We start from the raw sequence: 14,381 nt of genomic DNA on the forward strand, positions 1-14,381 counted from the left end.
TGCTTCCTTCTTTCTCCCTTTATGAAACTGCACTCCACTTTTTCATGACAACATCGGCTAAACAAGAAATAAATGGAGCCTTTGCATTCGGCATTTCTGGACGATAATAGTTTGCCCCTATTTCTTCTGTCACAATTTTGCATTCCATGTCATTATCATATAATACTTCTAAATGATCAGCGACAAAGCCGACAGGTGCATATATAAAGGATGTGTATCCGTATTTTTCATGCAACTCACGTGTTAAATCCTGTACATCTGGTCCAATCCATGGATCTGGCGTATTACCGGCACTTTGCCAGCCTACTGCATAGTTTTTCACGCCAGCACCACGCGCAATGTAATCAGCTGTTTCACTTAATTGCTCCGGATACGGATCATTCATTGCGATGATTTTCTCTGGTAAACTATGTGCAGATACGATAAGCACAGCTTTTTCACGCTCATCAGCTGCCATCGTTTCATATACCGCTTTCACTTCATTTACCCAATAATCAATAAACTTCGGATCTTTATACCAGCTATCGATACCGTGAATTTGCAAGCTGCCAAGTTTCTCTGCTTCTTCTTGTGCTCGTCCGATATAAGACTTTACGCTGAAAGTAGAATAGTGCGGCGCAAGAACGAGCGCAATTGCATCTTCAATTCCATCTTCGTGCATCTTCTTCACAGCATCTTCAATAAACGGCTCAATATGTTTTAAGCCGAGATACATTTTAAACTCTATGTCATCTTGCATTTCATTTAAATGTGCTTCTAATTTTTCCGCTTGTTCAAGCGTGATCTTCGCAAGAGGTGAAATCCCGCCAATTGCACGATAACGTTCTGTTAATTCTTCTAAACTTTCGCTACTAGGCTTTCTTCCTCTACGAATATGTGTATAATAGCGTTCAATATCTTCTTCTTTATACGGCGTTCCATATGCCATCACAAGTAAACCGATTTTCTTTTTCATATGGGCTTCTCCTTTACTTCGCCAACTGTTCTCTTGAATAGTCGTGTATGAATGCAGTCATTTGTTTTAACGTGTCAGGATTCACCTCTGGGAAAACACCATGTCCTAAGTTAAATACGTAACCTGGTTGTTTCATCCCTTCGTCTAAAATCGCTTTTACATGCGTTTCGATTACATCCCACGGTGCAAGTAAAATAGATGGGTCTAAGTTTCCTTGGACAGCCTTTTGAATGCCGCGTGCACGCGCTTCTTCAATCGGCAAACGCCAGTCTAAACCGACAACATCAAGCGGCAGATCATGCCATTCATTTGCTAAATGACCCGCTCCAACGCCGTGCATTATCATTGGTACATTCATCGTACGAAGCTCTGTAAAAATACGCTCCATTGCTGGTTTAATAAATACGCGGTAATCTGCCACACTTACCGTACCAACCCAAGAATCGAAAATTTGAATTGCTTTTGCGCCGGCATTAACTTGCGCCTTTAAATACGTAATCGTCATGTCTGCAAGCTTATCCATTAGCGCAAACCATGCTTTTGGCTCTGCATACATAAACGCTTTCGTTTTATGATAATTACGAGATGGACCGCCTTCAATCATATAGCTCGCTAACGTAAACGGTGCTCCTGAAAATCCGATTAACGGAACATCAAGCATTTCCGTTGTTAATAGGCGAATCGTATCAAGTACATACGGAACATCTTCTTCTGGGTTAATTTCCCCTAATTTTTCGACATCTTGTAGTGAACGAATCGGGTTGTCAATCACAGGACCGATTCCAGATTTAATCTCTACATCCACACCAATTGATGGAAGCGGTGACATAATATCTTTATATAAAATAGCAGCGTCAACATTATATTGATCAACAGGCAGCTTCGTTACATAAGCACAAAGCTCTGGCTGATGTGTAATTTCAAACAAAGAATACTTCTCTTTAATCTTTCTGTATTCTGGCTGGGAACGACCTGCTTGGCGCATATACCATGCTGGTACATAATCCGTGCGTTCTCCTCTACATGCTTGTAAAAATGTTTCATTGATTTGTCGTACCAAATTCTTGTCCCCCTTTTTCTAATACAGCTACCAAATTCTATTCTTTTTATCCCGTATGAACGGGCAATAAAATCCTCACCATAAAAGTGGGATAACTGCCCGTAAAAACCCAATTGATAAGGGCCTTCTATCAACATGAAATCCTCCTATTAATAGAAGTTTCATTTTACCTTTTTTACTATACAATTAGTAAAAAGAAAATGTACAACATTATGTGCGATGTTCATGAAATTGACACAAACATATGGCAATACCATGCTTATTTCGGAACATTCCCATTATAGCACAAGCTGAAATTATGGTTTCACCTGTTTTGTTTTTTCTCCTTCTCGATTTGTTTGTGGATTAAACGGTACAACGTAATAACGCGGCTCTTTAAAAACGTTCATAAACTTTACTTCATACTCCCCTTTTCCAGTTACTGTATCGATATGAGTCGTTTTCCCTTTGTCTATTTTATAAATACGATATTGCACTCTCTTATCAGGAAGTTGATTCCATGTTAACTTTGCGGTAAACAAACCAAGCGGAGTAAACGTTAATTTCGCTTCTAAGCCGTCTACTTTACTTAAGCGAATCGGCTCTCCAATGGTTTCAACGCCGCGCGGCTGCGCGAAGGTATGCTCGGCTTTTACATTTGCTTTTCCTAAAATGGTCTTAAATAATTTTGTTGGATAAGAACTGCTCCCGCGTACATAATGTTTGTCATCCGTGCGGTCATATCCCATCCAAACGGCTCCGACGATATGCGGTGTATACCCAACAAACCAAATATCTCTTGCCCCGTCTTCTTGACTTGGCAGCGACGTTGTTCCTGTTTTCCCAGCAAGTGCTCCTTTATACACACCATCTTGTGCAGTCCCTTCTTTGACAACACCTTCAAGCATTCTTGTCATGTACCAAGCCGTTTGCTTCGAAAAAACTTCAATTTCTTTATTGGTTGCTTGTCCAATTACTTCTCCGTGCCGATTCAGCACTTTCTCAATTACATGCGGTTCAATAATTTTTCCATCCGCTACGAACGCACGATACATTTTCACAAGTTCGAACGGTGACACTCCTTCTTGTAAACCACCAAGTGCAGTACTAAGACCACGTTCCGGAATGTGAATATTTCCTTTTTCTAAATATTGCTTCCCTTCTTCTATCCCAATTTCATGCAGGAGAGACACAGCTGGAACATTAGCCGATTGCAAAAGAGCATCATACATCGTTACTTCCTTCGAATACTGATCGTTGTAATTGCGCGGTTCATACCCATCAAACGAACCTCGTTCATTTGATAATAAAGAATATGGTGTATACTTTTTCGTTTCAAGTGCTGGTGCATACACAAGAAGCGGCTTTAATACAGAGCCCGGCTGCCGCTTTGCATAAACCCGATTTAATCCGCGCGCAATATAATGCCTTCCGCCAATGGCCGCTCTTATCCCTCCTGTCTTACTATCCATAAAAAGAACGGCACCTTGCATATCATCGTCTTGCATCGGAAAATTACGGACATTTTGCAATTGTTCATATGCTGTCTTTTGCATCTTATCATCCATCGCCACAACAAACGTATATCCGCCGCGCAATACTTCTTGGTGAGATAGCCCATACGTACGAGCGGCCTCATCAATTACCATATCGATGTACGGCATATAAGCAAGCTCTTGTTCATTTTGATTCATATAAAGAGCAATTGTTTTCCCTTGGTAACGCACCGTTTCTTCTGCTGATAAATATCCTTGCTTATGCATTAACGATAAAATTAAATCACGGCGCTCCTTACTTTTTTCTGGATGCAAAAGTGGTGAGTAGTTGCTCGGCGCTTTCGGAAGAGCTGCGAGCATCGCTCCTTCCTCAAGCGTCAATTGCCGCGCTTCCTTATTAAAGTAAAATTTAGCAGCCGATTGAATGCCATAGGCTCCGTGTCCAAAATAAATATGATTTAAATACATTTCCAAAAGCTGCTGCTTCGTATACTTTTTCTCCAAGTGAAACGAAATCGCAACTTCCTTCATTTTACGAAACCACGTTTTTTCATTCGATAAAAAGACATTTTTCACAAGTTGCTGAGTAATCGTACTCCCGCCCTCTACCTTCTCTCCAACGAGGGCGTCTTTATAAAGCGCTCTTACAATAGAAGGAAAATCAATGCCATGATGGTCATAAAAGCGCGCATCTTCAACAGCTAAAAAAGCTTGTTGTACAAATGAAGGAATATCTTCAATATGTACCAATTCCCGATTCTCCAAATAAAGCTTTGTAATTTCTTTGCCACGCTGATCCACAATTTTTGATGAAGAATGGAATACAAGTCTCTTTTCATCCGTCATATAACTGCCGGTAAATACAATAAATTTATAGAGAACAATCGCAAATATAAAAATGGAAACAAAGCCAATGAGAACCCTCTTTGTATTCTTCATACCTCATCCTTCCTTCCAAATGATGGTACGTTTATTATTTGAAAAAACATATCCTTTATGTATAATCCTTCGAAGTTTTTTACAGTTCTTGCTATAATAAAGAAAAGCGACAACGACTTGCTTAGAATGGGAAGAAGGCGCTAAAGCTGGACATCTCGAAAAGCGGAGTTAGACAATTAAGAAAAACAAAGGGGGCAAAATGATGAAGGCAATAATTTCATATGAAACTTCTTTAGAAAAGCCTAATTACGTTGGAAAAAGCGAAGACAAAACGATGTATTACAAAGAAAATGTAACAAAGGAAACTGCGGAGTATCTATATGAAGTACTAGATGCTGTTGGAGAAATGACAGGAAATGATGGCTTCATTGTCTGCAATAACATCGCTGTTACAGAAGAAGGACGTCCTGTTTTTGAACATCGTTTCCAAAGTCGTGCCGGTTTAATAGAAAAAGAACCAGGCTTCCGTGCCATTCGTGTACTGCGCCCATTAACAGACGATACATACATCATTATGACAATGTGGGAAAATGAAGAATCATTCCAAGCATGGCAACAATCACAATCATTTGAAAGAGCACATCAAAAACGCCCTGCCCCGCCTAGCGGTGAACCGCAAAAGAGTATATTTGCAAGACCTTCTTTTGCGACGATGTTTACAGTGGGAGAATAATAGAACAAGGAGCTCTCTTATGTTAGAAGAGGGCTCCTTTTTTATTATTCCTTTTATAGAAGCATTTGTTCGATTTGATTTTCAAACGCTAAATGTAGCTTTTAAATACAGTTTGATGAAAATCATCTCGAGAGATATCGTTATCTTAAGAGGTGATTTTTTTCTAAAAGAAAAAAGTAAATTCTATAGAAAAGAAAATCAACGATAATCGAGATATAGGCATTGATACTGAGTATAAACCGTGGTTAAACATTCAAGGTGTTTCATCTATTTTAAAAATCAACGAGATTGAAATGATTTACTTCATTTAGATCTCATTTTTTTCAATCCATATTTTTGCTAATTTACAGACACCTTCCTTAATTTCATGTTCACTTAAATTCCCCAAACCTAATTGGATATGCGGATACTTAGGTGCGTTTTTAATAAAATATTGAGAGCATGGATAAACAATAATTCCATTGTTAGATGCTTTATTTATCAAATCTTTCTCACTTATTTGAGTTTTGACTTCAATAACTACATAAATACCAGAGGAATCTCCTTTGATTTCTATATAGTTATCAAAATGCTTATTTATCTCTTCACACAACACCTTCATTTTACGTTTATAAAGAGATTTCATTTTCCTTAAATGCGCATACCAATATCCCTCTGAAATAAAATGAGCCAGTGTTCTTTGATGAAAAGAGGAAGCTGTTTGTTCTAGTAAAGACGAAATTTCCTCGTACCTAGGAAGTAATCGTTTAGGTAAGACCATGTAACTTACACGGATTGAAGGTAATAATGCTTTAGAAAATGTGCTTACATACACAACCCTGTCATTGGAATCTAGACTCTGTAAAGAAGGAACAGGGTGATGAATGTAGCGAAATTCACTATCGTAATCATCCTCAATAACATATCCCTTAACCCGCTCAGCCCATTGAATTAGTTTTAACCTTTCATTAACAGGCATCGTATATCCAAATGGAAAGTGATGCGTTGGTGTAACATATATCAATCTTGCATCTGCTTTCCAAAGTTGATCAACATCAACCCCATTTTCAAAAACAGATATAGGCTCAATTAAGAATGATTGTAAGGAAAAAATCTCTCTTGCCCCGTTGTAACCAGGATTTTCTACAGCTATCTGATGAAACTCCTCTTTTAAAAGAAGAGTCAAAATCAATAACAAGTGTTGTGTACTGCTACCAATCAATATTTGTTCACTAGAAGCGTTAACGCCTCTCGACTGAAACAAGTAATCTGCTATAGCCATCCTTAACGACATATCCCCTTGTTTGTTCCCATAGGAATACATAATAGGATCCATTAAGACTTTATTCGTTAAGTTCCGCCACTTTGCGATAGGAAAGTTCTCCTTGTCAACCGTCCCAATTTTAAAATCAATCGTTTCACTTACAACTTTTTGTCTCTGTGTATGCGTTACTGTAGTAGGCTCATATGTAAATAATTGTTCAGACATATTTACCTCTACAAAATAGCCCTTCTTACTTTCACTTCGTATATAACCTTCTGCTAGAAGTTGCTCATAAGCCACCTGTGTTGTATTTCTACTTACATTCAAAAGCATTGCTAATTGTCTAATAGAAGGTAGTTTCGTATGCTGCGTAATCTTCCCTGTTAATATCTGTGTCCTTATATAAACATAAACTTGTTGATACATTGGAACATTACTATTCCGATCTATGTTAAAAACGAGTTCTTTCACTTCATACACCTCAACTGTCATTTGAAATTATTGTAAACTGTACCTTTTATAAATGACAACGAAAATTAATATTAAGTATACGGATTCATACAGTACTTATTTAACAGGAGTGATGCTACATTGATTAAAATCATGTACTTATTTTGTTTAATTGTGTGGGGACTTAATTTTATTGCAGTTAAAATTCAAGGGACACCAGTTAGTTTAGAGCTATCATTATCATACCGTTTAGCTTTAACAGCAATTTTATTTCTAGTTCTCATATGGTTTATGAAACCTAATGGAAAACCTAATAAAAAAGATATTCCATTCATCGTTTTATTTGGCATTTGCAATTTTGGGTTGAGTTATCTATGTCTCTATCATGCTACTATCATGTGTTCTGCTGCTATCGTAACTCTAATCTTTTCTTTAAAAGTTATTTTAACTCCAATAGCACTACGAATATTTCTTAAAGAAAAACTACATGCAAGAGTTTTTATTGGAGGAGTTTTTGGTATCTTAGGTGTTTGTATTCTCATATATCCAACATTAAGTGACTTCAAAGGAATATCTACTATGAAAGGAATTTTGATAGCTCTCTTAGGTACAGTTCTTACTGCAGTAGGAGACGCTTGTTCTGCCAGAAATGCTAGTAAGAAAGTAGACCCAATTTATGCAAATGCTATTGGTTTTACTATAGGTAGTTTGTTAATTGGTTCAATTGTATATGCGCAAGGACAAACAATTATTTTCCCTACATGCGTTACATACTTATCAGCCCTAATTTATTTAACTTTTATTGCTTCTTTTTTGGCTTGGTTATTTTATTTAAAACTTGTAGAAAAAATAGGAGGAACAAAGAGTGGTTACATGGTCGCTTTATTCCCTGCAATTGGTGGAATAGCATCTGTGATAATTGGAGAAACAGATTTGTCAATGTATTTGGTTTTCGGATGTTTATCTTCTTGTATTGGGGCTTTAATAGCCCTAGGTTTTAGAATTAATTTTAAAAAGTCCACCTCCTACTTCAATGTTAAAGTTAGAAAATAAAAGAATTTTATTAATTGGGTACTCAGGGATTTCTAGAACTTAAGAGAAGTTGTATTTGATGAACCTGTATATCATATAAAATATAACAACATGTTATGTTAATGAAACAGAGTATAATAGACATATCCATTCTCGTATGTAATGTAAGACAAACAATGCGATAAGGAGCATATATTCAAATGCGGAAAAGAAGATTGTATGGAAGAACAAATAAGAAAGAAATTAGTTACGAAAAATTTCGTTGCACTCATTTAGAACATGAACTACCAATAGGCTATGGAAGTGATGCTCCTATTTACTATTACAATATTCCTGAAAATGAAAGAGAACAACGTTTTGAAATAAAGTGAAACTTTAATCAGTGGGGGTTTTCTTCATCCCCCACTGATTATTAGTTGAACCAATCGGGCTTTTACGGGCAGTTTATCTCCCACCTAACTTCTTTGCTTTCGCCGAATTTTGAGGTGGGAGTATTACTGCCCGTTAATGCGGGATAAACTCTGATATTTGCATCATGAATAAAGAATATTACTTCATTCGAGGCTGTATCGAAATTCCCATTATAAATAGGAACGAAGGATTTATTTGGAATGTTTGGGTATCTTTAAGCGAAGAAAGCTTCAACAAAACAATGGAATTATGGGAATCAGATGAAAGAAAAACAGAAGAGCCATACTTCGGATGGCTTTCTACATCAATCCCAGGTTATCCTGATACAGTAAACTTGAAAACACATGTTTATACAAGGGACATCGGAATCAGACCTTATATCGAATTAGAACCAACTGATCACCCTTTATCCATTGAACAAAGAGAAGGAATTACTTTAGAACGAGTTGCAAAAATGAAAGAAATTGTGGCTCAAAATAATCAAGAATTGGATCCCCAGTAACACCTAATCATGACGAAATTACAGCAAGCCATCTTACATAACCTACAGAAACAAAGATTACCAGAATGAAAAGTCCCTTCAAATTTCTGAAGGGGCTTCTCATTTTTTCAATAGTACACATATCAATTTAAACCTACTCAAATCTACTTAGTCTGGAATATTTATATTCTTTTATCCCTTCTATTACTCTAAATAATATTATTCATTAAATACCGTATTTATTATTTATTGAATAATAATCTAAAAAATTATTATTCACAATCTTTTTCAAAAAAACCTTTATTTCACATGATTTCCCCCTCCTATTTTATGCAATTATGCATAGTAAAATATAGGAAACGTTATATATAATATTATTTTATTATACTAAAATCATTTTTCATCTAAATAAACCTCCACATTTCGTTATAATAATTACATTTTTCAAACAAATACAAAACTAAAGCAATTATATTTTATAAAGATAGGATTTTAGTAATATAGTTATTTTTACAACAAATAATATCTATATATAAATTATATAGTTTACTAAACGAAATTTTATGATTTACTTAGTAAAAATAGCGTGCTTTAATGTGTGTATAAGATTCTTACCTTCCATGAGAAATAAGAGAATATAAAAGGTTCATCACTGGTATGTAGTTGATTACATCATGTAGATGGAATAATAGTCTATCATCTATACGTTATCTAAAAAATTTAAAGTTCAAAAGACTTTATTTCCAAAACTACCTTCTTATCAATTCATCGACTACATTTATTCTTGATAAACCAAATAGAAACATAGTTTTAGTTCTTTTGCACTTATAGTTTGGTAAATCGATCTTACAGCAATATGTACATTTTATTATTTAAAATCAAAACAGAAGAGGTGTGCAAGATGAAAAGACAGAAAATTACAAAAATTATTCCAGCAGCATTTGTATTAAGTACAGCTTTATTTGTAGCACCAGGGTTTTCTTCAGCAGATACGAATACTACGAATGTAGGAAATCTTCCAATCGTAGTCAGCTCTCAAGAAGGAAAAGCTCCTATGACAGCAGCTCAAGTTGCTCAAAATGGTACGCAACTTCCTTACATTCCTACAGGCCCTTATGAAGAATTCCCTAGTCAATGGCACGTTTCTACAGATCAAGGAGCTCTAATTGATTATGTATATGTGGATGTTGTTGCTAAGCAAAATGGAGCAAGAGTTTATGGAATTAAGGGTAATGTTAATGATAAATATAAGGTTGTAAAAGCAGATGGTACTTGGCTTAAAGACGGAGAAGAATATGAAAAAACAGGTAACAAAGGAGATGTATTATATTCACTAGCAATCCCTAAAACTGATCCAATTTTAGAAGATACTAAATTGAAAAAAGACTTAAATTGGAAATTAATTGATTCAAATGTAGTAGATAAAAATTCAGGTTATCATTGGAGCAAAGCGGTTACAAGCGGAATATCTCATAATGTAACTGTAGGATTATCTTATACAATCGGAATGGAAGTAGGGCTTGAGGGGGTTGCAAAAGTAAACCAATCATTAACTGCAAGTTTCGGTTACGGTATCACATTAAATTCAGAAGAAACAGTAACAAAAACATTTGACTTTAATCCAAAAACTGATTATGCATATGACCAATACAGAACTGCATTATATCAACAGGTAGCAACATATTCAGTTGTTCCAGGGGAAAAATTACAAAAATGGATGTCTGAACAAAATAGCGTTTGGGATAATCTTTTTGGTCAACTTGGTGAGCAATTTGGTAAGCAATTTACAAGTCCGACAGAATATAAAGTAAAAAATTCAGTTGATTATCCAGTAGATGTTTTAGTTGCACTTACTTCAAAATAATGAAAAGCTAGCATTTTGCTAGCTTTTTCAATTTATATAAGTTAAAAAAACGACATAAAAATCTCTTTCTCTTAAAATGGAGACAAGAGCATCTGGCTGTGCATAGAAGCGGTCAGGTCCTTTTCCTGCCACATCCGGAGTTTAAACAAATGGAGCAAGCAAGTAGCTGTCATGCTGTATTCTGCGTAGCAGCGACTTATATGTCAAAAATGAAAATGGATTTATATAGATATAAAATATCTGTTTTGACATAATCCCAGTTCAAAATCAAGCAAATATTTTAAAGCGCCCCATTACACCAAAGTTTTTTCTCAACCTGCCAAAAATAATCATCCCTCCCTCTTATGCTAGAATAAAACATATGAACCTATACAACTTAGAAACTCCTAATTGTTTTTTCAAAAGAAAAAAGGAGGAGATATCTATGAAGTCACCTGAAAGTGTCATTTTAGTTCATGAAATTTCCAAACTAAAAACAAAAGATGAGCTTTGGAATCCATATTCTTGGTATCAGTATATGAGAGAGAATCATCCTGTCTATTATGATGCGGATCAAGATGTATGGAATGTGTTTTCGTATGATGATGTGAACCGGGTTTTATCTGATTTTCGCTTATTTTCAAGTAGAAGAGATCGTCAGCAGTTTTCATTTCCACAGCGGGAAACGAGAATGAATTTAAATTCTTCTGATCCTCCTGAACACCGCAATGTTCGTTCTATCGTTTCAAAAGCATTTACACCGCGCAGTTTAACTGAGTGGAAACCACATATACAAGCACTTGCAAATGAAATGATAGAAAAGCTAAGAAATCTTGATGAAATTGACATTGTAGAAGACTTAGCAGCCCCTTTCCCTGTAACTGTCATTTCTAATTTATTAGGTGTCCCTACAACAGATTTAAAAAAGGTGAAACGATGGTCTGATATTTTATTCATGCCGTATAGCCGAGAGAAATTTGCTGATTTAGATCAACAAAAAGCAATCGCTATGAAAGAATTTAAAACGTATCTTCTTCCTATTGTCCAAGAAAAACGATGCACTCTAGCAGACGACATCCTTTCAGACTTAATAAGGGCGGAATATGAAGGTGAGAGATTGACAGATGAAGAGATTGTAGATTTCTCACTGGGCTTACTGGCAGCTGGCAATGAAACAACTACAAATTTAATTATCAATAGTTTTTATTGTTTCTTAGTTGATCAACCAGGAACGTATAAAGAATTACGTGAGAATCCAGATTATATCCCGCAGGCAGTTGAAGAGGTGTTACGTTATCGTTTTCCGGTCACATTGGCACGTATAATAACGGAGGATACAAATATATTTGGACCAAACATGAAAAAAGGACAAATGATTGTTACTTGGGTAAGTGCCGCAAACTTAGATGAGAAACAGTTCCAGAACGCTAGCTGTTTTGACATACACCGCGCAGGTAATGACAAACATATGACATTTGGAAAAGGACCACACTTTTGCTTAGGTGCACCACTCGCACGATTAGAGGCTACAATCGCTCTAACAACCTTTATAAAACAACATAAGGACATAACACTGTCACCATCTTTTCAGTTAGAGAACTGCTTATTAGAGAATGAACAAACTTTGAAACATTTGCCGATTCTTTTAAAGTGAAGAAACTATCGTACAAAATATATAGATTATCAAAATATGAAGAGCTGAGCGCATGTTACTAGCATGTCGCTCTTTTTTATTGCATGAAAACAGAAACTTCTACACCCTAAATTCCCCTATTCCATAAATCATTTTAAAAAAATTTCTCTACACTAATAATAGATGGACAATTCCCAAAAATAAGAACAATGCGGAATTTTAATATATGTAATTTTGCATATATAACCACAAAACCATGGCATTTTTTGTATACTCATTACTAAGATGCATCTTTATTATACGGAATATTAAAAGGAGAAATAGAAATGAAGAAATCAGTCGTTACATTACTAGCAACCGGAATGGTTTTAGGTGCTCCATTTTCAAACGCTTTTGCAGAAGAACAAGCATCTCAGCAAAAAGCTTTGGATAAAATGGAAGTTGTTCAAAAAACGTGGAATGATGAGAAAGGAAATCCAGCCTTTCTTTCAGGAGAATTATCTGATAAAAAAGTAGAATCAGAAAAAGCAGTGAAAGCGTTCCTTGAAGAAAATAAAGAGTTATTTAAAATCAACCCACAAACTGACTTAACACTGAAAGAAGTAAAGTCAGATGATTTAGGCATGAAACATTATGTGTACAATCAATCTATTAATAAAGTACCAGTTGATGGTGCAAAATTCATTGTTCATACAAATCGTGATGGAAAAGTAACAACAGTCAACGGAGACGTACATCCAGCTGCCACAGAGCAATTAAAAGAAAATACAAAAGCAAAGATTACAAAAGAAGCAGCTCTTTCAAATGCATGGAAACATATTAATCTTGCAAAAAAAGATACATTAGTAGAAACAAATGGAGCTCCATTAGAGCAAATGAAAGAAAACGCAAAATCTACAAATGAAAATGCAGATTTAGTTGTTTATGAAAAAGACGGGAATTATTATTTAACTTATAAAGTGCAATTACAATTCATTAAGCCTTATGGAGCAAACTGGAAAATCTATGTAAACGCAGAAGATGGAACAATTGTAGATTCATATAATGCTGTTACAGATGCAGATACTTCGCAAAAAGGCTATGGAAACGGAGTACTAGGGGATCGAAAAAACCTGAATACAACATATGGCAGCCAATACGGGCAATATTATTTAAAAGACACAACAAAGCCGATGAATGGTGGCGTCATTGAAACATTTACAGTAAATCACAGCACTGAAGACAATCCAAAGAATTACTATCTATTCGATAACGATAATGCTTGGGTAGATAAGGACCAAGCTCCTGCGGTTGATGCTCATGTTTATGCTGGCAAAGTATATGATTATTACAAAAATGTTCATAATCGCAACAGTTTTGATGGAAACGGGAAAACGATTCGTTCTGCAGTCCATTATGGAAACAACTATAATAATGCGTACTGGAATGGTCAACAAATGATTTATGGAGATGGCGATGGTGTTGAATTCGCACCGCTTTCAGGTTCTCTTGATATCGTTGCCCATGAACTAACACATGCGGTGACTGAATACTCAGCTGATCTTCGCTACATAAGTCAATCCGGTGCACTAAATGAATCTTTTTCTGATGTATTTGGATATTTCGTTGATCCAGCCAATTGGGATTTAGGAGAAGCAGTATACACACCTGGAGTTAAAGGTGATGCACTTCGCAGCTTATCAAATCCTGAAAAGCATGACCAACCTGCTCATATGAGAGACTATCAATATTTACCAGCAACAGAAGAAGGCGATAATGGCGGCGTACATACTAATAGCGGTATTCCAAATAAAGCTGCCTACTTAACAATTAATGCTATCGGTAAAGAAAAAGCAGAAAAAATCTACTACCGTGCCTTAACAACGTATCTTACACCAACAAGTGATTTCAGCAAAGCCCGTGCTGCTTTATTGCAATCTGCAGCTGATTACGATGGCGTTAATAGCGCTACATACAGAGCTGTGCAAAAAGCTTGGAATGATGTAGGAGTAATAAAATAATAGTTTCATTGCTATAAAAATAGAAAAGGCTACACTTGCTAGAGATATCTGGCGAGGGTGGCCTTTTTTCACTATCATGAAAGAGATTTCGCATAGATTTAGGACTCTATCACCTTTTCCGTACACTAACAATAAATCCCCTTAATTATTTATCGTTTTCCGCCAACAGACTTCCACCTCAAAAAT

At 35.8% G+C, this 14,381-nt stretch carries 12 protein-coding genes; 8 read left to right on the forward strand and 4 right to left on the reverse strand.

Going from position 1 to position 14,381, the window contains the following annotated elements:
• Positions 1–19: 19 nt before the first annotated feature.
• The 3 genes from hemH to BR72_RS22745 all read right to left on the reverse strand — a co-directional run bounded on the left by hemH (position 20) and on the right by BR72_RS22745 (position 4,429).
• On the reverse strand, positions 20–955 hold the full coding sequence (gene hemH / locus BR72_RS22735; protein WP_035437451.1) for a ferrochelatase: 936 nt from the start codon (positions 953–955) through the stop codon (positions 20–22).
• A 13-nt stretch (positions 956–968) separates the two neighbouring features.
• Complete coding sequence (gene hemE / locus BR72_RS22740; RefSeq protein ID WP_035437453.1) at positions 969–2,015, reverse strand: uroporphyrinogen decarboxylase; 1,047 nt, start codon at positions 2,013–2,015, stop codon at positions 969–971.
• A gap of 296 nt (positions 2,016–2,311) precedes the next feature.
• Complete coding sequence (locus BR72_RS22745) at positions 2,312–4,429, reverse strand: transglycosylase domain-containing protein (RefSeq protein ID WP_035437455.1); 2,118 nt, start codon at positions 4,427–4,429, stop codon at positions 2,312–2,314.
• Positions 4,430–4,631: 202 nt separating this feature from the next.
• On the opposite strand from BR72_RS22745, the gene BR72_RS22750 reads away from it, so the two are divergent.
• Together BR72_RS22750 and BR72_RS22755 are read left to right on the forward strand one after the other, a co-directional pair.
• The gene (locus tag BR72_RS22750) at positions 4,632–5,102 is read left to right on the forward strand and encodes an antibiotic biosynthesis monooxygenase family protein (RefSeq protein ID WP_035437457.1); all 471 of its coding nucleotides are present in this window, start codon (positions 4,632–4,634) and stop codon (positions 5,100–5,102) included.
• 19 nt (positions 5,103–5,121) lie between these two features.
• Positions 5,122–5,310, forward strand: a complete 189-nt coding sequence (locus BR72_RS22755) for a hypothetical protein (RefSeq protein WP_035437459.1) — start codon at positions 5,122–5,124, stop codon at positions 5,308–5,310.
• Between the two features lie 99 nt (positions 5,311–5,409).
• On the opposite strand, the gene pdxR is transcribed toward BR72_RS22755, so the two are convergent.
• The gene (gene pdxR / locus BR72_RS22760; protein WP_035437462.1) at positions 5,410–6,816 is read right to left on the reverse strand and encodes a MocR-like pyridoxine biosynthesis transcription factor PdxR; all 1,407 of its coding nucleotides are present in this window, start codon (positions 6,814–6,816) and stop codon (positions 5,410–5,412) included.
• 132 nt (positions 6,817–6,948) lie between these two features.
• Here pdxR and BR72_RS22765 point away from each other — a divergent pair, with 132 nt between their 5' ends.
• The 6 genes from BR72_RS22765 to BR72_RS22785 all read left to right on the forward strand — a co-directional run bounded on the left by BR72_RS22765 (position 6,949) and on the right by BR72_RS22785 (position 14,195).
• Positions 6,949–7,848: a DMT family transporter gene (locus tag BR72_RS22765; protein ID WP_035437602.1), complete on the forward strand. Its 900-nt coding sequence runs from the start codon at positions 6,949–6,951 to the stop codon at positions 7,846–7,848.
• 179 nt (positions 7,849–8,027) lie between these two features.
• Positions 8,028–8,198: a hypothetical protein gene (locus BR72_RS26570; RefSeq protein ID WP_231559755.1), complete on the forward strand. Its 171-nt coding sequence runs from the start codon at positions 8,028–8,030 to the stop codon at positions 8,196–8,198.
• A 155-nt stretch (positions 8,199–8,353) separates the two neighbouring features.
• On the forward strand, positions 8,354–8,740 hold the full coding sequence (locus BR72_RS22770) for a DUF2199 domain-containing protein (protein ID WP_331280409.1): 387 nt from the start codon (positions 8,354–8,356) through the stop codon (positions 8,738–8,740).
• A gap of 880 nt (positions 8,741–9,620) precedes the next feature.
• Positions 9,621–10,583 carry a hypothetical protein gene (locus BR72_RS22775; protein ID WP_035437465.1) on the forward strand — a complete coding sequence of 321 codons (963 nt, stop codon included), beginning with the start codon at positions 9,621–9,623 and terminating at the stop codon, positions 10,581–10,583.
• A 424-nt stretch (positions 10,584–11,007) separates the two neighbouring features.
• The gene (locus BR72_RS22780; RefSeq protein WP_035437467.1) at positions 11,008–12,216 is read left to right on the forward strand and encodes a cytochrome P450; all 1,209 of its coding nucleotides are present in this window, start codon (positions 11,008–11,010) and stop codon (positions 12,214–12,216) included.
• 305 nt (positions 12,217–12,521) lie between these two features.
• Positions 12,522–14,195, forward strand: a complete 1,674-nt coding sequence (locus BR72_RS22785; protein WP_035437470.1) for a M4 family metallopeptidase — start codon at positions 12,522–12,524, stop codon at positions 14,193–14,195.
• Positions 14,196–14,381 lie beyond the last annotated feature (186 nt).

It is taken from the genome of Bacillus sp. UNC322MFChir4.1, from assembly GCF_000746135.1.
Classification (GTDB): domain Bacteria; phylum Bacillota; class Bacilli; order Bacillales; family Bacillaceae_G; genus Bacillus_A.